We start from the raw sequence: 24,159 nt of genomic DNA, 5'->3' as shown, positions 1-24,159 counted from the left end.
CGTCGTTCACATTCCGTGACACGCGGACAGCCCCGATGAGGGTGGGTTTTGGTAGCGTTCGGTTGTGGCAACGACACCAGCGTCAGAAGACCAGATTCCACCGAGCCGCCCTCGTCGGGCAGCCGCGAAGCGCGCGAGCAGTTCGCCGAAGGCGGCGCAGGCCCCCGACGCAGCTGGGACGGCGAGCACAAGCGTGCCCGCGGAGGCGCCAGCCAAGGCGGCTCGCGCGCGCAAGCCGAAGGCTGCGACGGCCAAGCCAGCGGCTGAGGCCGCCGTGGCCACCGCCTTGCCGCCGACCGGAGACAGCTTCCCTGGCTCGGGCTACGTCCCGGCGATCGGCCGCATCCCGATCCTCGACCTGCAGCCGCAGCTCGTCGACAACCTCTTCCCGACGAAGGGGTACGTCGGAGACGTCGTCCCGTTCTCGTGCGTCTCCTTCCGAGAAGGACACGACATCATCGGCGTCGAGCTGGTCATCAACGCTCATGGGGCGCAGGCTCAGCGCATCCGCATGCAGCCGGGCCCGAAGGGCACAGACTCCTGGCTGGCCGAGGCCCAGGTCACCGTCGCCGGACCTCACGAGTGGTGGGTTGAGGCCTGGAACGACGACTTCGCGACGTGGCAGCACAACGCGGAGATCAAGATCCCAGCAGGCATCGACGTCGATGTGATGCTCGAGCTCGGGGCGCTGGTCGTCGACCGCGCGGCTACCAACCCCGAACTCACCGATCACCAGAGCGCCGTGCTTCGGGATGCGGCGACCGCGTCGCGTTTCACGTCGCGTTCCGCGGCCTTCCGCCTCGCCTCGCTCCTCGCCGAGGACGTACTCGAGGTCATCGAGGCTCACCCCGTGCGCTCGCTCGTGACGCGTTCGGCGAAGCGGACCGTCCTGGTGGAGCGCGCGCTCGCAGGAAACGCGGCCTGGTACGAGTTCTTCCCTCGGTCGGAGGGCGCCAAGCAGGCGGCAGACGGCAGCTGGACCTCGGGAACTTTCCGGACCGCCGCTGAGCGCATCCCTGCAGTCGCTGCCATGAACTTCGACGTGCTCTACGTGCCACCGATCCACCCGATCGGCCACACGAACCGCAAGGGCCCGAACAACTCGCTCATGACCGAGCCAGGCGACCCGGGCTCGCCCTGGGCGATCGGCGCGGCAGAGGGCGGGCACCGCGACATCCACCCGGACCTCGGCACCGTGGAGGACTTCCGCTACTTCGTCGGCGAGATCGAGCGCCACGGCATGGAGCTCGCGCTCGACCTGGCGCTCCAGGCGACTCCGGACCACCCATGGGTCGCCGAGCACCCTGACTGGTTCACGCAGCTGCCAGACGGCAGCATCGCCTACGCCGAGAACCCGCCGAAGAAGTACCAGGACATCTACCCGATCAACTTCGACGGCGACCGCAACGGCCTCTACGCCGAGGTGCTCGACACGGTCGAGTACTGGATCGGACTCGGCGTCAAGATCTTCCGCGTCGACAACCCGCACACGAAGCCGCTGCAGTTCTGGGAGTGGCTGATCCACGAAGTCAACGCGAAGCACCCTGAGGTCATCTTCCTCGCCGAGGCGTTCACCCGCCCCGCCGTCATGCACGCACTCGCCAAGGCCGGCTTCCAGCAGTCGTACACGTACTTCACGTGGCGCAACACGAAGACGGAGCTCGAGGAGTACCTCACGGAGGTGTCGAAGGAATCGAGCGACTTCCTGCGCCCGAACTTCTTCGTCAACACCCCGGACATCCTCACGGAGTACCTGCAGCAGGGTGGGCGGAACGCGGCCAAGATCCGCGCCATCGTCGCCGCCACCTCCTCACCGCTCTGGGGCGTCTACGCCGGGTTCGAGCTCGCCGAGAACGTGGCGCGCCCCGGCTCCGAGGAAAACATCGACAACGAGAAGTACGAATACAAGCAGCGGGACTGGGCCGCCCAGGAGGCCAGCGGCTACTCGCTTGCGCCGCTCCTCACGAAGCTCAACGAGCTGCGTCGCGCGAACCCCGCCCTGCAGCAGCTCCGCAACTTCGAGGTGCAGTTCAGCGACAACGAGAACGTCCTTGTCTTCTCCAAGCACCTGCCGGCCGAGTACTCCCCTGACGGCGTCTCCAACACGGTGATCGTCGCGGTCAACCTCAACCACTCCGGCATCGAAGAGGCGACGGTCTACATCGACCAGACCAAGTTCGGCTTCGCGTCCGACACGGAGTTCGGCGTGGAAGATCTCCTCAGCGGGCAGGAGTGGATCTGGGGCGGCGCGAACTACGTGCGCCTCGACCCCTCCATCCTCCCTGCGCACATCCTGCGCGTCAGGCACTCGGCACTCTGACCCGTCGTCCGGTCGCGCTTCTGGCGCGGCCGGACGGTCTCGAGAACGGAAACACCATGACCGACGAACTCCAGCCAGCGGCTCCCGCTATCAGCTTCCCGGACGGCGAGCTGCGCGCGATCGCGGACGGCACGCACTCCGGGCCGCACTCGATCCTCGGGCAGCACCTGCAGGCAGACGGGGCGACGATCATCCGCGCCCGCCGTCCGCTTGCCGAGCGCGTCGCGGCGATCCTCGCTACGAGCGGCGAACGAGTCGAGCTGCAGCACCTCGCCCACGGCATCTGGCAGGGCGCCCACACCCTTGGCCTCGACGACTACAGGATCGAGACGGTCTACGGGGACGGAGTCCCGCACACGGTCGACGACCCGTACCGCTTCCTCCCCGTCGTCGGAGAAGTCGACCAGTTCCTCTTCGGTGAGGGACGCCACGAACGGCTCTGGCACGTCTTCGGCGCGCACCACCGGGAGCACTGGGGCACCCACGCTCCGGTCTGGGGCACCTCGTTTGTCGTCTGGGCGCCGCACGCCCAGGCCGTCCGCGTCATCGGCTCGTTCAACGGCTGGGACGGCAGGGCGCACGCAATGCGCCGCCTCGACGCGCTCGGCATCTGGGAACTCTTCGTGCCGGGCGTCTCGCCCCACGAGACCTACAAGTTCCAGATTCGCACCGCATCCGGCGACTGGGTCGAGAAAGCCGACCCGATGGCCCTGCACGCTGAGCAGCCGCCGCAGACCGCATCCGTCGTCGCGACCCCCAGCACCTACGAGTGGGGTGACGGCGGCTGGATGGGCGAACGCGCGCAGAAGGACCCGCACACGGGCCCGATGACCACCTACGAGCTCCACGCCATGTCGTGGCGCCCGGGCCTCGGCTACCGCGAGCTCGCGGACCAGCTCGTCGAATACCTCGACGGGCTCGAGTTCACGCACGTCGAGTTCATGCCTCTCGCGGAGCACCCGTTCGGCGGTTCGTGGGGCTACCAGGTCACCGGCTACTACGCGCCCACCTCGCGGCTCGGCTCGCCCGACGATCTGCGCTACCTCATCGACCGCCTGCACCAGGCCGGCTACGGCGTCATCATGGACTGGGTGCCTGGCCACTTCCCGAAGGACAGCTTCGGCCTCGCGGAGTTCGACGGCCAGGCGCTCTACGAGCACGCGGACCCGCGACTCGGCGAGCAGCTCGACTGGGGCACGAAGGTCTTCAACTTCGGCGACTCCCAGGTGCGGAACTTCCTCGTCGCCAACGCGCTCTACTGGCTCGAGGAGTTCCACATCGACGGGCTCCGCGTCGACGCCGTCGCCTCCATCCTCTACCTCGACTACTCCCGCGAGGAGTGGGTGCCGAACATCCACGGTGGCCGCGAGAACCTCGAGGCCATCGCCTTCCTCCAGGAGGTCAACGCCACCGCCTACAAGCTCTACCCCGGCATCGCCATGATCGCCGAGGAATCGACGAGCTGGGCGGGGGTCACGAAGCCCACCGAGTGGGGCGGGCTGGGCTTCGGCCTCAAGTGGAACATGGGGTGGATGAACGACAGCCTCCGTTACGTGGAGCGCGACCCCATCTACCGCTCCCACCACCAGGGAGACCTGACCTTCTCCTTCGTCTACGCGTGGAGCGAGCGCTTCCTGCTGCCCATCAGCCACGACGAGGTTGTCCACGGCAAGGGGTCCCTCTACTCGAAGATGCCGGGTGACGAGTGGCAGAAGCTCGCGGGCACGCGGCTCTTCCTCGCCTACCAGTGGGGCCACCCCGGCAAGCAGCTGCTCTTCATGGGCCAGGAATTCGCGCAGCAGACCGAGTGGAGCGAGTCGCGCGGCCTCGACTGGTGGCAGCTCGACAACCCGGGCCACGCAGGCGTGCAGCGGCTGGTCGGCGACCTCAACCGCCTTGCGAAGAACGAGGGCGCGCTCTGGCAGCGCGACGACGACCCGTCCGGCATGGTGTGGCTGAGCGGCGACGATGCGGCCAACAGCGTGCTGGCGTTCGCGCGCCGCGGTTTCGACGGGACCCCGGACGTCGCGATGATCTTCAACTTCTCGAACCAGGTCATCAGCGGGTACCGGCTGGGCCTGCCGCACGCCGGTCGCTGGTCTGAGGTGCTCAACACCGACGCCGAGACGTATGCGGGATCCGGGGCGGGCAACTACGGCTCGGTGGCCACCGAGGACATCGCGTCGCACGGCTTCGCGCAGTCTGCCGCCGTCACGGTACCGCCGCTCGCAGCTGTCTGGTTCAAGTACGAGGGGTAGTCAGCGCCCGCGACTGACACGACGAGGCCCGGATGCGATCTGATCGCATCCGGGCCTCGTGTCGTCGCTCTCGGCGGCGTCAGAACAGGAGGTTCGTGAGCCTCGCCCGTGCCGAACCCACGCGAGGGTCGGTGACCCCGACGACGAGGAACAGGTCAAGAAGGCGCTCGCGCACGGCCGTCTTGCCCTCGGCGTCGAGCTTCGGGAAGAGGGTCAGCAAGCGGTCGAACGCATCGTCGATGTGGCCACCCGACAGGTCGAGGTCGGCGACGTCGAGCTGAGCATCAAGGTCGTCCGGGCCCGCGGCAGCACGCTGGCGGATCTCTTCGAGGGTCTTGCCCTGAAGACGCACGAGGAGCTGGACCTGTGCGAGGCCGGCACGAGCCTCGTCATCTGCCGGGCGTTCGGCGAGCGCGCGCTCGTAGGCGTCGATCGCCGCAGCGTAGTCGCCGCGCTCGAGCGCCTCGAAGGCCTCGGCGTGCAGCGGCGGCAGCGGCGGGGCCACTGGCTCCTGCTCTTCGGCCTCACCCTGAGGCGCCCCGTCGACCGCGACGTGGCCGGTCAGACCCTGCTGGGCTGCGACCTGCAGGATCTCGCCGACGATCTGCGTGATCTGCTCCTCCGGCGGGTTACCCGAGAAGAGCTGAAGCGGCCGACCGCCGATGATGGCGATGACCTGCGGCTGCTGGCCGAGCTGCGGATGTGCATCCAGGTCGACGCGCACGAGCACGATCCGACCTTCCGCGCTGCGGACGATCTTGGCGAGGACGGGCGAGAGCGCCTGCGCATCGCTTGACCACTTCGCGTGCATCTCGACGATGACGGGCAGGAACTGCGAGAGCTGCATGAACTGCTCGAGCGTCTGCTCGTCCGCGTCGATGACGACGTCAGGCAGCGTCGCGACGGGCTCCCCCGCGGCCGGCTGGCCGGCCTCGGCGGGCTGCCCTGGCGTCGGGGCTGCGGATGCACCCGGAGCCTGGCCCGCGGGCGCGTTCGCGCGCTGCACGAGCGAGGAGAGATCAACTGCTCCGTAGAGACTTGCTGGGTTGAGTGGAGGGGTTTCAGCCATAGGTAACCTCGTTGGCGTTGAGCTGGCGTGCGCCTGTCATGGTGTTGGCGAAGCCGAGCAATTGGATGGCGCCGCCTGTCGCTTCCGACGGCACGTAGAACATGAGCTGGTTCGTGTAGAGCGTCTCGAACCCGAGTGACGACGAGCTGGCACCCGCGAGTGCAGCGGTGCGTCCCTGAACGCTGAGGGTCGCGAGCTGCGTACGCGCACTCAGCTTCTCGACCTCTTCGATGGAGACGGCGACGATCGCCCCGCCGTCAAGCGTCTGCACGCCGAAGGGCGGGTCGTCCGACGCGCGCGTCTGGAACTCGATGCGCGCCGCGTTGGCGTCGATCTCCCCAGAGACCGTCGCACGAGCGTCGGCGATCTGCGTCCGCAGCGAGTCGCCATCTGGAGAGAAGAGGGCCGCGTACTGCGAGCCGTCGCCGTTGCTGATGACGTCGGCGTAGGCGGCTGCCAGCTCTTCCGGTGCGATCAGCAGCGGCTGCTCAAGGCCGTCGATGCCAGGGGCGCCGATCTCAGCGGGCGCAGCCTCTGGCAGCGTCACGTCAGGCGTGAGCTGCACGATGGATGCGACCTTATAGGTGTCGCGGGCGCTCGACTGGGTGAGCATGATTCCGAACGGTGCCGTCGGAGTCTCTCCCCCGGCCTCTCGCACGACGAAGATCGACTTCGGCCAGGTCTCAGAAGCCTGCGGAACGGCGTAGACGACCTCGCCCGTCGGGAAGGCAACAGGCCCAGGCAGCGCGTTGTCTGCAGCCTTGGCCTGGTACTCGGCGGCGCGCTCCTGGTAGGCGGCCTGCGTGAAGCGAGGCTTGAGCCCATCCGCATTGTTGGCGGCGTCCGCCTCCTGAGCGAGCTTGGCAGCGTCGTCGAGGATCTGCGTGAGCTTCTGCGCGTTGACGGCGGGCAGGGCCTCGCCCTCGGTGATGAGCGCCTGGTCGATCGACGAGGTCGGCGTCGGAGTCGTCGGGGCGCTTGTCGAGCCGCCGAACTGCTCAGGCCAGAAATCTGCCGAGCATCCAGTGAGCGCTATCGAGCCGACCAGGAGCACCGGGATGAGCCGGAAGAGGCGCTTCGGCGCCTGCGACCGGTCGCGGCCGCGCGGTCGACGCCACTCCTGTGGTGCTGCCACCGGCGCGTCCGCTGAAGGTGCCGCCTCGCCTGGCCCGGAAGCGCCGCCTGCGGGGGGCTCCCCACCGTTGGAGGAGTCGTCCTTGCTTGTCGTGTCGTCGCCGCTTGTCGTGTCGTCGCCCGAAGACGAATCAAGTTCTTTCGCTTCCACGGACTCGGGCTGCGACGCAGACTCAAGCTGCTCGCTCGCGTCGGGCTGCTCGCTCGCGTCGGGCTGCTCACTCGCTTCAACCGGGGCGCTCCAGCTGAACGGGTCGTCAACGGCGGCTGGCGTTTGGGCAACGGCTGGCACGAACGGCGTGCCGGCGCCCTCTGCGCTCGGTGCCCTGAACGAGGGGAACGCGGGTGCTTCGGGCTGAAGAGCCGGCTGCTCGCTTGGCGTCGGCGCTGCCCAGGCATGGACGGGTTCCGCTTGCGGCTCGAGGCGTTCGGCATCACGTGACGGTTCTTCAGAGGGAGAGTCGCCCTCGACGAGCCTGACCGATGCCGCGACGACGCTCTGCGACTGCTCAACCGCGTCGAGATCAGTTGCATCGAGGCCATCATCGGCACCCGGTGCTGCGCGTTCGAACGAGAAGGCCGGAGTTGTGGCGGCGCTTGCCTCGGAAGCGGGAAGAGCTACGGGAATCTCGGACTCGAGTTCCTCGCGAGCTTGGCGCTGAGGCTTCGAACGGCGTCGCATGCTGAGCAGCGCCCAGAGGAGAAGGCCAAGAGAAACGAGCAGCAGGACTCCGCCGCCGAGCAGGAGCGGACCTGCCATCGGTGCCCGGCCGTCGAGCGGCCAGGAGATCGAGACTTCGCTCGGCGCAGGTGCCTCACCGTCGGACTGCACGAGAAGCGCGAAGCCGACCGGGAGCGTCTGCTGAAGTTCGAGCTCTCCGTCGCCCTCGTATTCCTCGAACCACAGGTCATTTCCGAGGATGTTCGGCGCCGTCGTCTCTTCCGCCGACGCCTCGCCGGGGGTGAACACGAGCGCTCCGCTCGCGTCATCGAGCGTGACGATCTCGTGCTGCGTCGTGCCGACCCAGCCCGCGATGTCGGCCTGGCGGCCGATTGCGACGCGGATGGGGCCGTCCCCGCTGATCGTGATGGACTGCGTGCCCGCGTGCTCGATGAGCGTGTCGCTTGGGATGACAAGCAACGGCGACTCTTGGGACAGCGTGCCCGTCGCGACGACCGAGTCTGCGGCACGAGCTTCTGTGACCTGCAGCCAGCCGACGACAAGCAGCGCCGCACTTCCGAGGAATGCGATCGCGGCTAGGATGAATCTCACTGAGTGACTCCTTCTCGAGTGATTGCGCCGTGCATCGTTTGTGCGCTCGACGTGCTCCTCTCGCGAGGGTGCCGTCGTCTTACATGAGGTTCATGAAGACTCTCGACCCCTCAATCTAACGCACGTTGCCCGCACTTCCCCTGGAATACGCCGGTGTCAGCCCTGAAAACGGCCAAAGTGCGGGTCCTCGCGCGGCGAGACGCCCCTCCTTTGAGCAATATCTCCCTCTCTTTCAGGGCCGTCAGGATGCTCCACGTGCCTGCCGTCTAGACTTCACAGCGTGCGCACGCGGTCGGCGCGCACGTGCAACCTGACTCACGCGGAGGCGTCCTTGGCATTCGACGACATCAACTTCAACACTGCTATGCGCGGCTACAACCGCGAAGAGGTCGACGAGGTCATCAGGTCGCTGCGGACCCAGCTTGCGCAGGCCGGCAACCAGGACTCCGGTGCCAGCCGCGAGATCGCTGCAATGCGCACCCGAATCAAGCAACTCGAAACCGAGCTCAACGAGGTTGGCAGCCCGACGTACTCGGGGCTGGGGACGAAGCTCGCGGGCACGCTTGCGACCGCGGAGCAGCAAGCCCAGAAGCTCACTGCCGAGGCACAGCGCGAAGCCGACAAGATCCTCAGCGAGGCTCACCGCAACGCGGCCCGCATCCACCAGGAAGCGAACGACTACGCGGAGCGCGTGACACGAGAGGCGGACGTTCGCGCCTCGCGCGTCTTGAGCGACTCTCGTTCCGAGGCGGACAGCTTGCTCGAGAACGCGAAGCAGGAGGCCGAGCTCACGCGCACCAATCAGGAGCGCGAGATCGAGACGGTCAAGGACCAGGTCACGACGGAGCTTCGCGAGCAGCGCCATTCGACCGACCTAGAAGTCAACGCGCTGCGCGCATCCGTTGACGAGGACCTCGCGACCAAGCGCCAAGCCGTTGAGAACGAGATCGCCGAGTCCTCGGCACGCCTTGCGGAGCGTCAGCGTGAGATGGAAAGGGCACGTGCCGACTTCGAGCGCGAGGCCGCAGCGCGCCGCACCCAGATGGAACACGAGCAGGAAGCCGAGCGCCAGCTGGCGAAGGGCGAGATCGACGCGCTCCGCGAGGCCTCCGTGCGTGAGCTGAACGCCAAGCGCACCGAGCTGGACGTCGAGCTCTCCAAGCGCCGCAACGCTTTCGAGCAGCAGCTCGTGGCAGCGGGACGCAAGGCCGAAGCCGCCGCCAAGAAGCTCATCGACGACGCGACCGAACAGCTGGCGGACCTCAACCAGCGCAGCGAGCAGGTTCGCCGCGAGGCAGGCAAGATCATGGCGGATGCACGCCGTCGCGCACAGGAGACGCAGGACCAGGCGGAGCGCAAGGCAGCCGACCTCCTCGAGACGAGCAACAAGCAAGCTCGCGAGCGCAACACAGAGGTGGAGCAGCACACGCAGAGCCTCCTCGACAACGCCGAGCAGCGCCTCTCGGAGCTCCGCGAGGAGCGCGATCAGGTACAGAGCTACCTCGATCAGCTCAAGCGCGCCTTCTCGCGCACTGACTTCAGCCTCCCGGAGGCGGACGAGCAGATCAGCAAGCGCCCGTCGGCGTCCGAAGCTGAGACAGAAGAGTCCGGCGACGCATCGGCCGAAGCCCACGCGTTCGCCCTCTCCAGCGGCGGTGCGCAGCAGGAGCCTCAGAACGACGAGGCAACCGAGGCTGCCGAGAGCGACACCTCGACAGAGGCCGTTGCCCCCGCACAGTCAGCGGGCAACGGCGGCCGTCAGAGCCCGAATCAGAAGCCAGGCGCACCCCGTCAGCGCTGACCCGCGCAACGCGATCTAGAGCTACGCCTCGCGTCTAGACTCGGATCCCGTCCTTCGGTCGGGATCCGATCAGGGGGAACACCGCATGCGCATCGAGAATCCGTTCAGGCTCGGCTTCATCGCCACGATCGGCGTGCTCACGGCGCTTGTCCTCGGGGGCATGGTCGCCTCCCTGAGCACGATCCTCACCTACATCGGCGCCGCGCTCTTCCTTGCGCTCGGCTTCGAACCGATCATCGCGTTCCTCGAGCGACACCGCTGGCCGAGGTGGGCGGCGATCATCTCCTCGCTCGGCGGCGCGGCGATTGCGCTCGGCCTGGTCGTCTGGGCGCTCATCCCGAGCATCGCGACGCAGGTCGAACAACTCTCGGTTCGTTACTCGTCGATCGTGAACGACCTTGCTGGCTCGAACGTCATCGAATGGGTCGACGAGCGCTTCCCTGACCTTCAGGCTCAGGAATTCGTGACCGACGCGCTCGAGTGGTTGCGCAATAATCTCGCGACCATCGGCGGAGGAGTGCTCGAGGTCGGCTTCGGCATCGTGAACGCGTTCTTCGGCGTGCTCATCGTGTTCATCCTCATGCTCTACTTCGTCTCGAGCATGAACAGCATCAAGCGCGGCTTCTACCAGCTGCTGCCCGCATCGAAGCGGGCCCGGACCGCGGAGCTGACCGAACAGATCACCGCTTCCGTTGGCAAGTTCGTCCTGGGTCAGGTGGCGCTTGGTCTCGCGAACGGCATCCTGTCGTTCACGTTCCTCTCGATCATCGGGGCATCGATGCCCGCGGCGTTCGCGCTTATCGCGTTCCTCGGCTCGCTCATCCCGCTCGTCGGCACGCTCTCCGCCTCGGTCATCATCGTCTTGCTGCAGCTGGCGCTCATGCCGGTCGACAGCAGCGTCTGGTGGATGGCTGCTCTCTACTACGTCATCTACATGCAGGTCGAGGCGTACGTCATCAGCCCGCGCATCATGAGCTCGGCGGTACAGGTTCCCGGCGCGATCGTCGTCATCGCTGCCCTCACGGGCGGCACGCTGCTCGGTCTGCTCGGCGCCCTCGTTGCCATCCCAATCGCGGCGGCGATCCTCCTCATCGTCAAGCAGGTCTGGATCCCCTCGCAGAACGAACGCTAGAGCTCCCACTGAGCCGCACCCCGGCGTGCGCACGGAGGCACGTTCCTGCCCATCTGATTCGAGGCGTGCAGAGCATCAAGTGCCCCCGTTGCGCCTCCCTCGTCATGCTCGAATCGCTGTCGTGCGATGCGTGCGCGACGCCGATCGCATTCCACGACGAGACGCAGACCTTCGTCGACGTGAGCGGCGGCGCCGTGCTCGTCGATGGCCGCCTCTGGTGAGCCTGCGGCAACCGTGGCTGGCAGTGCAATTGGCTCGTGGAGGACGGCATCGCCACGTCCTCGTGCCTGTCCTGCCGGCTCGTCCGCAAGCGCCCCGCGAGGCGCTCCGCGTGCGCCTCGGTGAGCCGTACCGCACGCTGCTCGGGCACTTCCGGCACGAGATCGGCCACTACTACCAGTCGATCCTGCTCGACGACGAGGCGTTGCTCGCCGAGTGCCGGGAGCTCTTCGGCGACGAGCGGGCCAGCTACCGGGACGCACTCGACCACCACTACCGGTTTGGGGCCCCAGAGGGCTGGTCAGCGTCATACATCTCCGAGTACGCGACGATGCACCCGTGGGAGGACTTCGCCGAGACCTTCGCCCACTACCTGCACATCCTCGGCTCGCTCTGGACGGCCGCCGCCTCCAACGTGCACCTGCAGCCCTCGACGACCCCGCTCATCGACTACACCGACGAGCCGATCGAGCGCGTGCTCGCGGACTGGCACGAGGTGTCGCTGCTGCTCAACAGATTCAGTCGGGCGATGGGGCAGAACGATCTCTATCCGTTTGTGCTGAACGCGCCAACCGAGGTCAAGCTCGGGTTCATGCACCGCATCCTGACGCGGATCACTCGCCGGTCGGCCACGACGAGCTGAGGGGCAGCGCGGCTGGGTTCGTGCGCTGCACGATCTCGGTCAGCACGCGCCTGGTCTGCTTCTCCCCCACCCAGAGGTGGCGCCCCTCGTCGACGGGAACAAGCTCGAGGTTCGGGAGGTGCGCGATGCGCGCTGCCGCCTCGTCGGGCTTCAGGAAGTCGTCGTGCTCCGGCACGACGAGCACGACTGGGATGCTCGCATCCGCCCATTGGTCGAGCTCGGTCTGGCTCGTGCGACGCAGCGGCGGCGAGAGCAGGATGAGGCCCTGCACGTCGCCGTGCTCGTGACCGTGCTTGAGTGCCAGCTCCGTGCCGAACGACCAGCCCACGAGCCACGGGTTCGGCAGGCCGCGCTCGCGAACGAACGCCATGGCGGCCTCGACGTCGGCGCGCTCGGTCTCACCGTCACCGAACTCCCCATCGCTGGTCCCACGGGGAGACGTCGTGCCGCGCGTGTTGAAGCGGAGCACCGCGAGGTCGGCCTGAGCCGGGAGCCGCAGCGAGGCCTTGCGCAGCACGTGCGAGTCCATGAACCCGCCAGCGGTGGGCAGCGGATGCAGCGTCACCAGCGTCGCGACGGGCTCCCGCTCGAGGGGCATGGCGAGCTCGCCGACGAGTGTGAGGCCATCGCTGGTGCGGAGCTCGATCTCCTCGCGCCGCGCGGGCAGTTCCGTGCCGCTCTTGATCTCAACGGGGGCGGTTGCGTTCGGGCTCTTCTGTGCTTCTGTCACGCCATCCTCCAACAGTGGTTGTGCCAGTGGCGGCGAGCCGCCAGTGCATGCTCGTCGCCCAGGATGCCCTCCGCGCGCCACACGACGACGTGGGCAACCCCGGCCTCGACAGCGTTCGGGCATCCCGGGCAGACGTAGTCCTTGAGTGCGCGAGCCGCCGAGATGGGCTGCACCGTGTAGGAGACGCCTCGGCGCACCTCGGTGCGCCGCCAGCCGTCGCGCAGGTGCTCGAGCTCATCCGCAGCGCCGGACTCGCGGTCGACAGCGGCCTGCTGCCGCTTCGCCGCTCGTCCGCCCCTCGCCCTTGGAGAGGTCTCGCCACCTTGGCGGCGGGATCTGTTCGAGCGGGGCATGAGAACCATTCTAGGAAGCCAGTCACACGGCAGCTAACAGACAACGCCGCGTGACGCTGAGGTCACGCGGCGTTGTGATGACTGCAGAGTCACGACCAGCGAATCAGTACCAGTTGTTGGCTTCCGAGTGCGCCCATGCGCCGCAGGGAGTGCCGTAACGGCCCTTGATGTAGTCGATGCCCCAGCGAATCTGCGTCTCGGGGTTCGTGCGCCAATCGGAGCCGTGAGTGGCCATCTTGCTGCCAGGAAGCGACTGCGGGATGCCGTAGGCACCGGAGGATGGGTTCTCAGCTGCGGCGTTCCAGCCGGACTCGCGCTGCCAGAGCTTCTCGAGGCAGGCGAATTCGCCGGTGCCCCAGCCCATGGACGCGACGACGTCGGCCGCGACGGCCTTCGAAGTGCCCGGGTCTGGCGCGACATAGTCGGGGCTGCTATACGACGAGGAGCTCGAAGAAGACGAGGACGAGGAGCTGGACTCTTCCTCGGTCGGCGTCGGAGTTGGTGTGGGTGTCGGCGTCGTCACGACGATTCCCGCGAGGTCGTTGCTGCGGGGAGTTGCCGTCGGAACTGCTGCGTCCTCGTCTCCTCCGTTGTCCGCGACGACACCGTCATCCTGGGCATCGACGGCGGAGACGAGGCTGACCTCGTAGGCCTGCGCGCCAGCTGCCGTGAGATCGGCGACGCTCGGGGCGATGGCAAGGGCCGGGGATGCGCCACCCGCGACGCCCGCCTGCAGGACGGCGGTGAGCGCAAGGGCTCCGACGGCCGTGCTCGCGACAATGGGGACGATGATCTTCGCCCGTGAGCGTCGTGCGGCTGTCGGACGCGCTGCTCGCGTCGAGCCGGTTCGCTGCAACGTGGTCATTGATCTCCCGGGGTTGGAACTAGGTACCCATCGAGAATAACGGAATGGTTACGGAATGGCAACGAAACCGGTGTCAGCCCCCCGGGTATCCCCGCAAAAAACAGTCCTGAGCCCTCGTGAAATGGGGCTCAGTAGCAGCTCCACTGGCCCCAGCCGGCCTTCGCCTGGAGCATCTTGGCGCGCATCGTCTGCTCGGCGACTGATGCCTCCGAGGGGAGGCCCGTACCGCCGACGGACTGCCAGGTCGGGATCGAGAACTGGTAGAGGCCGTAGTAGCCGGCCGGGTTCACCGCAGCCGGGTTACCGCCGGACTCACACTGCGCGATGCGCGCGAGCGTCGCATCGATGCTCGGGTCGGAGGACACGTTCGCTTCTTCGTAGGAGCTGCCACCGGAGGAGCTGCTCTCCGGAGATGGCGCCTTGGGGGCCGGTGCGGGCTCGGGCTCCGGCGTGGGGGTTGGCGTCGGCGTGGTCACGACGATGCTCGCGATGTCGCTCGTGCGGGCATCCGAGGCCTGCGTGTCGTCGACGGCGGAGACGAGGCTCACGGCGTAGCCCTGCGCCCCTGCGGCGGTGAGCTCGTCGACGGAGGCAACCGCAAGCACGCCGCTCTCGCCGTCATTCGGCGCTCCGAGCTGCACCGTCGCGGTGACTGCCAGGGCGGCGATCGCGATGCCGGCGAGCGTCGGGACGACGGCCCGTGCGCTGACGCGCTTGCGGAGGCCCACTGGGCGTGAGGCCCGAGTCGAGCCGGTGCGGATGGTTGTCGTGGTCATGCGGGTACTCCCAGGTGGATCGCGAGTGCGAGGTCTTCAGCCGGACGGGACGCTGCGGTGGTGCCGCGCGCCGCTGCCGACTCAGTAGGAGCCGTTGTGCTGGTTCCAGGCGGCGCAGGGGGTGCCCCACGCTCGGTCGATGTAGTCGATCCCCCACTTGATCTGCGTGATCGGGTTCGTCTTCCAGTCGGCACCCATCGTGGCGAGCTTTTCAGCGGGCCAGGACTGCGGGATGCCGTACGCCCCGGACTCGGCGTTCTCGGCCAGATAGTTCCAGCCGGATTCCTTCATCCAGAGCTTGTCGAGGCAGGACATCTGGTCTGCGCCCCAGCCGTACTGGGACTTGACCATCTCCTCGGTGATCTTCTTGAGCGAGGCGGGGTCGGTCGGCACGACGTCGATGCTGACGCTCGAGCCGCGGTCGTCGATGGCGGCGCCCTGGGAACTCTCGCCCGAAACGGCGAGTACCGCGTAGGCCTGCGCCTGTTCCTGCGAGATCTCCTGCACGCTCGGCGAGAGCGATGCGTCTGCCGAGGCGGTCGCGCCTGCACCCGTGAGCGTCGTCACCGCGATTGCTCCAGCTGCGACGACGCCGAGGGCCGTTGATCCGAAGATCGCGGCACGGCGCTTCGCGCGCTGCTTGCGGCGCTGGCGCGCACGCTCTCCGCGCGTTGCAGTGGTTTCCGGCATGGAGCTCCATCCGACGGGTCGAGGGGACCCGGCAATCGTAACGGGAAGGTCACGATTTGACAACGCTCAGGCCAAGCGCAGGTGAAAGGTGTTCCTAACGAATGGCCAGCATGACGTCGATGACGGCGTCGATGAGCAGGTCGACCTGCGTCTCCTTGTAGCCGTGGCGCTTTGGCGTGAACGCCACGCCTCGGACCTCACGCAGCGACATCGCCGTGCCCCCGCGGAGGAAGTCTGCGAGGCGACTCGAGAACTCGTCAACCTCCTTGACGTCGTAGCCACGTTGCAGGACAGAGACTCGATCGAAGCGCTCGCCGTCTTCACGACGGAGCCGTGCCAGCACGGCGCGGGCCGTGGTCTTGGTCTCACGCAGGAAGACGTCGCGGCCGACGCGGTCGATGTGCTCGTCACGCTCGCGGATCGCGACCGCGTCCTCGAGCCGCTCGAGGGCCGCATCCACGTGCGGGGCGGAGTATCCGCCCTTGCGCATCGTGAACGCCGTGTGGCGGATGCTGCTCGTGGACAGGCGCTTGCCCTGCGTGCCGTTGTCGAAGTTGTCGTAACGCTGCCGGGCGACGCGGAATGCACGGTCGACCTCTTCGGCGTCGTAGCCGAGGGTGCCACGAGATGCCAGAGGGAATGAAGTGCTGCTCACGCGGACCATTCTGCCGCATTGCGGGCGAAGATGGCGCAGGCTCCCCGGTGGGGCATCACCAGAGGGTGGTATCGGCGCTCCAGAAGTACAACGCGAAGGCCATCGCCCCGGACGGAAGGATCGAGTCGATTCGGTCGAAGAAGCCGCCGTGACCGGGAAGCCAGGAGCTCATGTCCTTGATCTTCAGGTCCCGCTTGATCATCGACTCGGTGAGGTCGCCCGCTGTGGCGGTGATGAGGAGAAGGGGCCCAATGACCAGGCCGAACCACCACGCCTGGTCGAGGAGGAAGATGCTGACGAGGATGCCGACGACTACAGAGGTCAGCGCGGCGCCCGCGAATCCCTCCCAGGTCTTCCCTGGGCTGATCTTCGGGGCGAGCTTGTGCTTGCCGAAGTTGAGCCCGAAGACGTACGCCCCGACGTCCACGGCCACGACGATGATGAGGAAGCCGAGCACCCACCACTGCCCGTCCTCCTGGGCGGTGAGGAGCACCGTGAACGAGCCGAGGTAGGAAACGTAGATGAGGATGAGCGCCGCGGCCAGGAAGTCGGCCCAGACCGCCTTCCTCGGCGGCCTGTTGCTGGAGACCGAGGCCTCGACGAGTCGCCACACCGTGACGACGAAGACACCGACGAGTAAAGCGATCCACTGGCCCACGACTTCGAAGTAGTAGGCGGCAGGGATGATCGCGACGGCCGCGGCGACCAGCGGGATCCTCGGCACGTCACGCCCTGCACCACGCATGGCGCTCGCGAGCTCGATCGTCGCGAAGACGACCATGGCGATCGCGAACGGGATGAAGAGTTCCTTGATGAAGATGAGGCTCGAGATGAGCATCGCCCCGAGCACGACACCGAAGAGCACGGCGAAGGCCAGGTTGCGTCCGCTGCGGGCGTTGATCGCGTCGTTGCGTGCGCGCAGCTTGTCGCGCTGCTCACGAACCTGCGTGCGCGCATGCTGCGCGCGCGACTCGAGATCGTGCAGGATGTTCGCCCCAGTGTCGCCAAGGCGTGACTGAGCACGCAGCGGGGTCAGCGGCGGGGCAGCCTCACCGTTTGCCATGACTGGGAGCTCACCGGCGGCCGACGGGTCGCCGGTTACCGGTGCGGTCTCGCCCTCATCCTCAGCAGCAGCCGACCCGAAAGCGCTCGCCGTGCCGTGCGCTTCGGACTCCGCTGCCGACTCCCGGACCACTTGGTCCGGGTGCTCGCCGGGGTCAGCCCCGTCACTCCCAGTCGTGGACACGAGTGATTAGACCTCGAGGAGCTCGGCTTCCTTGTGCTTGGAAGCCTCGTCGATGCGGTCGATGTGCGCCTTCGTGGCGGTCTCGAGTTCCTTCTCTCCGCGAGTGATGTCGTCCTCGCCGACCTCGTCTTTCAGGGCCTCGAGGTCGGTCTTCGCCTTGCGACGAATGTTGCGGACGGCGACGCGAGCCTCTTCCGCCTTCGTCTGCACCAGCTTGACGTACTCCTTGCGGCGGTCAGCCGTGAGCTCCGGCATGACAACGCGGATGAGGTTGCCGTCGTTGCTCGGCGTCACGCCCAGGTTCGGGCGAGACACGATGGCCTTCTCGATCTCCTTGAGCGCCGACTTGTCGTAGGGCGTGATGACCAGCACGCGGGCCTCGGGCACCGCGATCGAAGCAAGCTGCTCGAGCGGGGTCGCCGTGCCGTAGTAGTCAACGGGGATTTTCGTGAAGAGCTGAGGGTTCGCCCGCCCCGTTCGCACCGTTGCGAAGTCTTCCTTCGCGTGGTCGACGGCCTTCGCCATCTTGTCTTTGGTCTCGGTGAGCACGTCGTTGATCACGGGGTGTCCTTTCCAGGGCGTTCTGCATCATCCTACCGAGGTGGTGGGATGGGCACGCCACGCTCAAAGGCGCGGCGCGCTGACGAAATAGTCGCGGGGTGACGCTTCCTGCCGGGGCAGTCGGCTAGTCGAGGCTCGACGTGACGAGCGTTCCGATGTCCTCGCCGAGGATCGCACGCGCGATGTTGCCCTCTGGGCTCATTCCGAACACACGCATATCCATGCCGTTGTCCATGCAGAGGCTGAACGCGGTCGAGTCGACGACCTTGAGGCCGCGCTGAAGCGCGTCCTGGTAGGTGACCGAGTGGAGCAGCTCCGCGCTCGGGTCGCGCCGTGGGTCGGCTGTGTAGACGCCGTCGACGCCATTCTTGGCGACGAGCACCACGTCTGCGCCGACTTCCAGCGCGCGCTGAGCTGCGACGGTGTCGGTCGAGAAGTACGGGAGTCCGGCGCCGGCGCCGAAGATGACAACGCGGCCCTTCTCCATGTGGCGCTTCGAGCGGAGCGGGATGTAGGGCTCGGCAACCTGGCGCATCTCGATAGCGGACTGCACACGGGCAGGGGTGCCCGCCTGCTCGATGAAGTCCTGGAGCGCGAGTGCGTTCATGACCGTGCCGAGCATGCCCATGTAGTCGGCGCGCGCCCGGTCCATACCGGCGTTCGCGAGCTGAGCGCCGCGGAAGAAGTTTCCTCCGCCGACGACGATGGCGACTTCCACGTCGCGTGCAGCAGCGGCGATCTCCTTGGAGATGCTCGTGAGCACCTCGGGATCGACACCCATCTTGCCTGCACCGAACGCTTCGCCAGAGAGTTTGAGGAGAACGCGTCTGCGCGGGGCCTGTGGTGACATTTGTGCTCCTTGTGGGGTCGCTGATCGTCCACGAGCCTACCTTGTGCGGAGCATCGGCATGTCTCGGAGCGGCTCGCCCAGGCACCCCCAGAGACACGAAACGGGGCCGGATGCATGTGCATCCGGCCCCGAGTTCGTGAACGTGTGGTGCTACGCGCCGACGCGAATGCGGCCGAAGTCGACGACGTTGACGTTTGCGGCGTCAGCGATCTTCTTGACGGTCTGCTTGTTGTCGCGAGCGTAGTCCTGTTCGAGGAGCACGATCTGCTTGAAGAAGCCGGTCAGGCGGCCTTCGATGATCTTCGGAAGGGCAGCCTCGGGCTTGCCCTCGCTCCGCGAGATCTCCTCGACGATGACCCGCTCCTTGTCGATTGCCTCGGCAGGAACGTCCTCACGCGTGAGGTACTGCGGGTCGAACATCGCGATGTGCTGAGCGATGCCGCGAGCCGTAGCCGCGTCGTCGCCCTCGTACGCCACGACGACGCCAACCTGCGGCGGCAGGTCCTGCGAGGTGCGGTGCAGGTAGATCTCGAAGTTGGCTCCCTTGAGGAGAGTCACCTTGCGGAGCTCCATCTTCTCGCCGAGGATCGCAGCGACGCCGTCGATGGTCTCCTTGACGGTCGTTCCGTCGACGGGGGCTGCGAGAGCCTCGTCGAGGGTCGACGCGCCAGCGGCGGCCACAGCATCGAGCACCTTCTCGGAGAGGGCGATGAACTTGTCGCCCTTCGCTACGAAGTCGGTCTCGGTTGCGAGCTCGATGAGCGTCGCGGTGCCGTTTCCGTTGTCCTTTGCGGCGACGAGGCCTTCGCTGGTGGAACGGTCAGCGCGCTTCGCGTTGCCCTTCGCACCCTTGAGGCGGAGGATCTCGACGGCCTTTTCCTTGTCGCCGTCGGCCTCTTCGAGCGCCTTCTTCGTGTCGACCATGCCAGTACCGAGCTGCTCGCGCAGCTCCTTGACATCAGCGAGGGTGAAGTTAGCCATGTGTGGGGTTCTCCCTAGTGCTTGAAGTTACTTGGACTCTTCGACGGCTTCGACTTCCTCGACCGCTTCAGCGGCCTCGGTTGCCTCTGCGGGCTCAGCTGCTGCCTCGACGACAACGGTCTCCTCGGCAGGTGCCTCGACGACGGCCTCGGCGGCAGGAGCGTCGCCCTGCAGCAGGTCGCTCTCCCACTCAGCGAGCGGCTCAACTTCTGCCTGACCTTCGGTCGGCTTCTGGTGGCGCTGGATGAGGCCCTCTGCTGCTGCGTCGGCGATGATGCGCGTGAGCAGTGCAACGGAGCGGATGGCGTCATCGTTACCCGGGATCGGGTAGTTGACGTCGTCAGGGTCGCAGTTCGTGTCGAGGATCGCGATGACAGGGATGCCAAGCTTCTTGGCCTCGTCGATCGCGAGGTGCTCCTTCTTGGTGTCGACAACCCAGAGCGCCGAAGGCGTCTTCGAGAGGTTGCGGATACCACCGAGCGACTTCTCGAGCTTGTCACGCTCGCGACGCTGGATGAGGAGTTCCTTCTTGGTGAAGCCGCGCGTCGTGTCGTCGAAGTCGACGAGGTCGAGCTCCTTGAGACGGTTGAGGCGCTTCTGGACGGTGCCGAAGTTCGTGAGAAGGCCACCGAGCCAGCGCTGGTTCACGTAGGGCTGGCCCACGCGAGTTGCCTGCTCGGAGATCGACTCCTGTGCCTGCTTCTTCGTGCCGACGAAGAGGATGGTGCCGCCGTGGGCAACCGTCTCCTTGACGAAGTCGAATGCAGCATCGATGTATCCAAGCGACTGCTGGAGGTCGATGATGTAGATGCCACTGCGCTCGGTGAAGATGAAGCGCTTCATCTTCGGGTTCCAGCGGCGGGTCTGGTGCCCGAAGTGCACGCCGCTGTCAAGCAGCTGGCGGATGGTAACGACAGCCATGGTCGTTCTCCCTTTTCGAATGCGCATCTCTGCGCGCGGTTTTTCTCTGCGACCGGCGGCCGCACAGCCTGGTGCCCGATGCACATCCGCTCTCGCACAGCAGTGCTGGAGACCGATGGATGCACACCTCGATGGGCACGCGAAGTCAGCCCGCATTGCGGGCTGCTGGCGACAGTCTACACACGCGCGGTGGCGCAGGGAACAGGGGCGGCGACTCTGTTGTCGCAGACCCTGTGGAAAACAGTAATCCACAGCCAGCTCATCTCACTCGGAAAACCACCTCGCGCCGAAGCACGATGACTGCATGCGCCACCCGCCGCCACTTGCATCGACCATCGCCCGAGGAGCTCGCACCCTCGCGATGCTGCTCGCTGTCGCGCTCCTGTGCGGGCTCAGTCAGCTCTCCGCGCCTCACGCCTCGGCCGCGACGGCCTCGTCGGTCGGTTGGCAATGGCCGGTGGAGTCAACGCCAGCGGTCTCGCGGGCGTTCGAACTCGCCTCGCCGTATGGGGCTGGCCACCGCGGCATCGACATCGTTGCAGCTCCCGGAGCCGTCATTCTCGCCCCCGCGGCGGGAACCGTCAGGTTCTCCGGCTTCGTCGTCGACAGGCCAGTGCTCTCGATCCAGCATGCCGACGGGGCGCTGACGAGCTATGAGCCTGTCGTCTCCGAACTCGAGCCAGGCGCCGCCGTCCTGGCCGGGCAGCGCATCGGCGTCCTAAGCACGGGGCACAGGCATTCACCGGAAGGCTCGCTCCACATCGGCCTGCGGCAGGACGGCGCCTACCGCGATCCTGCACCCCGATTCGGCGCGCTTCACCCACCTGCGGCGGTGCTTCTCCCGCTTTACCGATGACAAGCCGACTCGCCGAGCACCACCAGCACCCAGACCACACCAGAAAGGCACCACATGTCTCCTCTCAACCGTCAGAGGCCCCGAGCCCACCACAGAACTCGAACCGCCGACGACCGATCACGTCTGCGCGAGCGCCCTGCTCGCCGCTACATGACTCTCGTGGCTCGAGCTGGCGCGGGAATCCTGATGCTCACGATGGCGGCGACGTTCCTGCTCTTCTCGGGAGCACAGACTGCGAGCGCGGCAGGCTACGGCCCGGGGTTCGATGACGCGCAGAATGGCGGCCAAGGACGAATCGGCGCCTACAGCTTCGAGGGGCGCAACGTGTACTGCCTGCAGCCCTGGCTCCCGCGACCGCTCGACGAAACGACCAAGGGGGATGTCGTCGACGGGCAGCAGTTCCGGATGAGCGACGACAGCACCGCGCGAGTGAACTGGGCGATCTCCACGCACGGGCAGTCAGCTGACCCGGCCGTGACGAGCGCAGTCGCAATGTTCGTCTGGTCGCTCGCGGCCCCAGAAAGCTACGCGAGCCACGGCACAAGTGGCGACGAGTACTTCCTGGGCCGGGTCCCAGAGCCCCGGAGGGCCGAGGTCAGCAGCACGCTCGCCAGCATCCGGGAGGGTGCCGCAAAAGTCGGGGCTCGAGCACCCGCGAACCACTCGGGCAGCCTGCAGTTCACCACCGATGGTGCGGACGAGAAGAAGGGCACCGTCTCTCTGGCGACGAACCTCGCCGGAGCCACGGGCACGGTAGTGCTGAATGGCGCCACGTTCGCGTCGACGGGAAGCAACACCGCGACGCTCGCGGTCGGCGAGCCTGCGTCGATCGTGGTGGCGTCGAGTGCGTTTGATCGTGGCCCTGTCACGGTGAGCGGCACGGCGAAGGTCACCTCGCCGTCGGAATCGTGGGCTGCGAAGATCCTGCTCTTGCACACGCCGGACGCGCAGCTGCTCGGGAGCAGTGGAGGCACGATCCCTGGGGAGTTCTCGGCCGTCGGGCAGGACCGCGTACCGCGGGTCCCGGCCACAACCCCGACGCCGACCGCGAAGCCGACGGAGCCCGCGGGGCCAACAGCCGTGCCGACTCCGACTCCGACTGCGGTGCCAACGCCGACGCGGACAGCCGCTCCCCCGCGTATCCCGAGCCCGAAGCCGACCCAAACGGCATCAGCCGCGCCCACCCCAACGCCGACGCCGACCGCCGCGCCAACACCAACACCAACACCAACACCAAGCGTCACCCCGACGCAAACCGCGCCTCCGAGCAGCCCGACCGTGACACCGCCGATTGCACCCGTCACTCCGCCGCCTACGCAAACGGCCAAGCCGCCCGTGGCGACCGCACTGCCCCCTGCACCCACGACCGCACCCCCGACGGCCACGAGCACGCAGGCCCCACCAACGCAGGTTCCACCAAGCTCACCAGCGACACCGGCCGCCAGTGCAACGCCGCTTCCGGTTCCGCCCACCGCAACGCCAGCACACACGGCGGCTGCGACGACGGGGGCAGTGCCGACGAGCCCCCAGCCGGAGACGCTTGCCCAGACCGGAGCCTCGGCCATGAGCTGGCCGCTGCTGCTCGGCGTAGGAGCACTCGTCATCGGCGCCGGCGCTCTGGTCTGGGGATTCCTGAGTCGTCGACGGGAGGCCTGACCGACCCCGACACGCTCGAAGTGCCGGGTCGACTCAGAGCCGGCAGGAAACCCACTCGCCAGAAGGACAGACCACGGGCTCGCCCGAAGAGAGGAGGTGCCGCACCCAGAAGGAGAATCACGCTCACGCATGCGCGCCGCGACGGACAGACCCACCCGTCGCGGCGACGCGTGTGGGCTGCTCGACTCCCAATCCCCAGGCCTCGATGCCAAGAACGCCCCTGGAAGCCAGCGCCTCGCCGCCTACTCCCTAGGCTCGCGGATGCGCCTGCAGGTACGAGGCTCGGAGACGTTCGGCCGAGACGTGCGTGTAGATCTGTGTCGTGCCGAGATCCGAGTGGCCCAGGATCTCCTGCACGGCCCGCAGGTCTGCTCCCCCATCAAGCAGATGCGTCGCAGCAGTGTGTCGGAACGTGTGCGGCCCAGAAGGGCCACCGCCTGGCGCAGCCCCGAGCACTTCGCGGGACAACGCGTACACCGTACGGACGTCCAGTCGTCCACCGCGAGCGCCGAGAAAGAGCGCGCGACCCGATCGAGGTTGCTCGAGCGTGGGGCGACCAGACTCCAGCCAGCGATCAATGGCTCTCGCCGCGTGGGCACCGAATGGCACAACACGTTCCTTGTCGCCCTTACCGACGACCCTCACTACCCGCCGACCGAGATCGACGGCACCAACATCAAGCGAGCAGCACTCCGAGACGCGGATCCCAGACGCGTACAGCAGCTCGATGATCGCGAGGTTGCGCTGTTCGACGGGATCCCCGGTCGCCGCCCGGTCCGCGAGCGAGTCCAGGATGCCCCGCATCCCGTCGGCAGAAACAACTCGAGGCAGCGTCGACCCAGCCTTCGGGCTCTTGAGGCGGCGAGCCGAATCAGGGCCCCGCCCCGTCTCGTCGAGCCACGACGTGAACCCTCGAAACGAGGCCGCCATTCGGGCGATGCTCGAGGCAGCCTTGCCGCCCTGGGTCTGCTGCCAGAGCAAGTCGCGGAACACCTCGAGGGTCAGCGCTTTCGGGTCTGCAACTCCGGCGCGTTCGCAGAAATCGAGGAGGAGGCTTAGGTCGCTCGCGTATGCCTGGGTCGTGCGGGGAGACAGCCCGCGTTCGGAGCGCAGCGAACGCAAGTACGCGTCGACGGCCACGGAAAGCTCCTGCATGGTGCCCATCGTAGG

At 67.1% G+C, this 24,159-nt stretch carries 22 protein-coding genes; 8 read left to right on the top strand and 14 right to left on the bottom strand.

The features are described from left to right. Positions 1–64: 64 nt before the first annotated feature. Both FHX72_RS09190 and glgB read left to right on the top strand, forming a co-directional pair. Complete coding sequence (locus tag FHX72_RS09190) at positions 65–2,320, top strand: alpha-1,4-glucan--maltose-1-phosphate maltosyltransferase (RefSeq protein WP_235812792.1); 2,256 nt, start codon at positions 65–67, stop codon at positions 2,318–2,320. A gap of 56 nt (positions 2,321–2,376) precedes the next feature. Beyond that, complete coding sequence (gene glgB / locus FHX72_RS09185; protein ID WP_183624528.1) at positions 2,377–4,578, top strand: 1,4-alpha-glucan branching protein GlgB; 2,202 nt, start codon at positions 2,377–2,379, stop codon at positions 4,576–4,578. Between the two features lie 79 nt (positions 4,579–4,657). Here the strand turns inward: glgB and FHX72_RS09180 are convergent, their stop codons facing one another. Continuing rightward, a complete protein-coding gene (locus tag FHX72_RS09180; protein WP_183624526.1) occupies positions 4,658–5,647 on the bottom strand; it encodes a tetratricopeptide repeat protein in 990 nt (329 codons plus the stop codon). Next, on the bottom strand, positions 5,640–8,054 hold the full coding sequence (locus tag FHX72_RS09175) for a DUF8094 domain-containing protein (protein ID WP_183624523.1): 2,415 nt from the start codon (positions 8,052–8,054) through the stop codon (positions 5,640–5,642). Before FHX72_RS09175 ends, FHX72_RS09180 begins: the two co-directional genes overlap by 8 nt. Positions 8,055–8,334: 280 nt before the next feature. Here FHX72_RS09175 and FHX72_RS09170 point away from each other — a divergent pair, with 280 nt between their 5' ends. The 4 genes from FHX72_RS09170 to FHX72_RS09160 all read left to right on the top strand — a co-directional run bounded on the left by FHX72_RS09170 (position 8,335) and on the right by FHX72_RS09160 (position 11,849). After that, positions 8,335–9,855, top strand: a complete 1,521-nt coding sequence (locus tag FHX72_RS09170; protein ID WP_183624521.1) for a DivIVA domain-containing protein — start codon at positions 8,335–8,337, stop codon at positions 9,853–9,855. An 85-nt stretch (positions 9,856–9,940) separates the two neighbouring features. Continuing rightward, the gene (locus FHX72_RS09165) at positions 9,941–10,987 is read left to right on the top strand and encodes an AI-2E family transporter (RefSeq protein ID WP_183624519.1); all 1,047 of its coding nucleotides are present in this window, start codon (positions 9,941–9,943) and stop codon (positions 10,985–10,987) included. A 65-nt stretch (positions 10,988–11,052) separates the two neighbouring features. Then, positions 11,053–11,208, top strand: coding sequence for a hypothetical protein (locus FHX72_RS18950; protein WP_244964118.1), 156 nt, complete (start codon positions 11,053–11,055; stop codon positions 11,206–11,208). 62 nt (positions 11,209–11,270) lie between these two features. Further along, positions 11,271–11,849, top strand: coding sequence for a putative zinc-binding metallopeptidase (locus FHX72_RS09160; RefSeq protein WP_338110095.1), 579 nt, complete (start codon positions 11,271–11,273; stop codon positions 11,847–11,849). On the opposite strand, the gene FHX72_RS09155 is transcribed toward FHX72_RS09160, so the two are convergent. From FHX72_RS09155 to rpsB, 11 genes are all read right to left on the bottom strand, one after another. Continuing rightward, positions 11,821–12,579, bottom strand: a complete 759-nt coding sequence (locus FHX72_RS09155) for an alpha/beta hydrolase (protein WP_068483043.1) — start codon at positions 12,577–12,579, stop codon at positions 11,821–11,823. The genes FHX72_RS09160 and FHX72_RS09155 overlap by 29 nt on opposite strands. Then, positions 12,576–12,932 (bottom strand): hypothetical protein, encoded by a 357-nt coding sequence (locus tag FHX72_RS09150; RefSeq protein WP_167349115.1) that lies wholly within the window; start codon positions 12,930–12,932, stop codon positions 12,576–12,578. Before FHX72_RS09150 ends, FHX72_RS09155 begins: the two co-directional genes overlap by 4 nt. 103 nt (positions 12,933–13,035) lie before the next feature. Next, on the bottom strand, positions 13,036–13,797 hold the full coding sequence (locus tag FHX72_RS18555) for an aggregation-promoting factor C-terminal-like domain-containing protein (RefSeq protein WP_221186852.1): 762 nt from the start codon (positions 13,795–13,797) through the stop codon (positions 13,036–13,038). Positions 13,798–13,925: 128 nt separating this feature from the next. Beyond that, positions 13,926–14,573 (bottom strand): transglycosylase family protein, encoded by a 648-nt coding sequence (locus FHX72_RS19675; RefSeq protein ID WP_068492895.1) that lies wholly within the window; start codon positions 14,571–14,573, stop codon positions 13,926–13,928. 81 nt (positions 14,574–14,654) lie between these two features. After that, a complete protein-coding gene (locus FHX72_RS19670) occupies positions 14,655–15,263 on the bottom strand; it encodes an aggregation-promoting factor C-terminal-like domain-containing protein (RefSeq protein WP_068483050.1) in 609 nt (202 codons plus the stop codon). 94 nt (positions 15,264–15,357) lie between these two features. Continuing rightward, on the bottom strand, positions 15,358–15,918 hold the full coding sequence (locus FHX72_RS09130; RefSeq protein ID WP_374953083.1) for a DivIVA domain-containing protein: 561 nt from the start codon (positions 15,916–15,918) through the stop codon (positions 15,358–15,360). A 55-nt stretch (positions 15,919–15,973) separates the two neighbouring features. Continuing rightward, on the bottom strand, positions 15,974–17,164 hold the full coding sequence (locus tag FHX72_RS09125; protein ID WP_338110094.1) for a phosphatidate cytidylyltransferase: 1,191 nt from the start codon (positions 17,162–17,164) through the stop codon (positions 15,974–15,976). 6 nt (positions 17,165–17,170) lie between these two features. Further along, a complete protein-coding gene (gene frr, locus FHX72_RS09120; RefSeq protein ID WP_068483057.1) occupies positions 17,171–17,725 on the bottom strand; it encodes a ribosome recycling factor in 555 nt (184 codons plus the stop codon). Between the two features lie 124 nt (positions 17,726–17,849). Continuing rightward, positions 17,850–18,575, bottom strand: coding sequence for a UMP kinase (pyrH, locus tag FHX72_RS09115; RefSeq protein ID WP_068483060.1), 726 nt, complete (start codon positions 18,573–18,575; stop codon positions 17,850–17,852). A 150-nt stretch (positions 18,576–18,725) separates the two neighbouring features. Then, entirely contained in the window at positions 18,726–19,556 is an 831-nt protein-coding gene (gene tsf, locus FHX72_RS09110) for a translation elongation factor Ts (protein ID WP_183624515.1), read from the bottom strand. 27 nt (positions 19,557–19,583) lie between these two features. Beyond that, entirely contained in the window at positions 19,584–20,477 is an 894-nt protein-coding gene (rpsB, locus tag FHX72_RS09105) for a 30S ribosomal protein S2 (RefSeq protein ID WP_068483066.1), read from the bottom strand. Positions 20,478–20,781: 304 nt separating this feature from the next. Between rpsB and FHX72_RS09100 the strand changes: the two genes are divergently transcribed. Then, positions 20,782–21,333, top strand: coding sequence for a murein hydrolase activator EnvC family protein (locus FHX72_RS09100; RefSeq protein ID WP_183624513.1), 552 nt, complete (start codon positions 20,782–20,784; stop codon positions 21,331–21,333). A gap of 159 nt (positions 21,334–21,492) precedes the next feature. Beyond that, positions 21,493–22,989: an LPXTG cell wall anchor domain-containing protein gene (locus FHX72_RS09095; protein WP_183624511.1), complete on the top strand. Its 1,497-nt coding sequence runs from the start codon at positions 21,493–21,495 to the stop codon at positions 22,987–22,989. Positions 22,990–23,238: 249 nt separating this feature from the next. Here FHX72_RS09095 and FHX72_RS09090 read toward each other — a convergent pair whose 3' ends face one another. After that, positions 23,239–24,144 carry a tyrosine recombinase XerC gene (locus tag FHX72_RS09090; protein WP_183624509.1) on the bottom strand — a complete coding sequence of 302 codons (906 nt, stop codon included), beginning with the start codon at positions 24,142–24,144 and terminating at the stop codon, positions 23,239–23,241. Between the last annotated feature and the right edge of the window lie 15 nt (positions 24,145–24,159).

The sequence above is a fragment of the Pseudoclavibacter helvolus genome (assembly GCF_014191305.1).
GTDB classification, from domain to species: Bacteria; Actinomycetota; Actinomycetes; order Actinomycetales; family Microbacteriaceae; genus Pseudoclavibacter; species Pseudoclavibacter helvolus.
Note: the sequence above shows the minus strand (reverse complement) of the source record. Positions and strands in the feature narration are given on the sequence as shown.

Bases quoted from the DNA above. Each gene is read 5' to 3' on its own strand.
- glgB (WP_183624528.1), top strand. From the start codon at position 2,377: ATGACCGACGAACTCCAGCCAGCGGCTCCCGCTATCAGCTTCCCGGAC.
- FHX72_RS09180 (WP_183624526.1), bottom strand. From the start codon at position 5,647: ATGGCTGAAACCCCTCCACTCAACCCAGCAAGTCTCTACGGAGCAGTT.
- FHX72_RS09165 (WP_183624519.1), top strand. From the start codon at position 9,941: ATGCGCATCGAGAATCCGTTCAGGCTCGGCTTCATCGCCACGATCGGC.
- FHX72_RS09150 (WP_167349115.1), bottom strand. From the start codon at position 12,932: ATGCCCCGCTCGAACAGATCCCGCCGCCAAGGTGGCGAGACCTCTCCA.
- FHX72_RS18555 (WP_221186852.1), bottom strand. From the start codon at position 13,797: ATGACCACGTTGCAGCGAACCGGCTCGACGCGAGCAGCGCGTCCGACA.
- FHX72_RS19675 (WP_068492895.1), bottom strand. From the start codon at position 14,573: ATGACCACGACAACCATCCGCACCGGCTCGACTCGGGCCTCACGCCCA.
- FHX72_RS19670 (WP_068483050.1), bottom strand. From the start codon at position 15,263: ATGCCGGAAACCACTGCAACGCGCGGAGAGCGTGCGCGCCAGCGCCGC.
- pyrH (WP_068483060.1), bottom strand. From the start codon at position 18,575: ATGTCACCACAGGCCCCGCGCAGACGCGTTCTCCTCAAACTCTCTGGC.
- tsf (WP_183624515.1), bottom strand. From the start codon at position 19,556: ATGGCTAACTTCACCCTCGCTGATGTCAAGGAGCTGCGCGAGCAGCTC.
- rpsB (WP_068483066.1), bottom strand. From the start codon at position 20,477: ATGGCTGTCGTTACCATCCGCCAGCTGCTTGACAGCGGCGTGCACTTC.
- FHX72_RS09100 (WP_183624513.1), top strand. From the start codon at position 20,782: ATGCGCCACCCGCCGCCACTTGCATCGACCATCGCCCGAGGAGCTCGC.
- FHX72_RS09090 (WP_183624509.1), bottom strand. From the start codon at position 24,144: ATGCAGGAGCTTTCCGTGGCCGTCGACGCGTACTTGCGTTCGCTGCGC.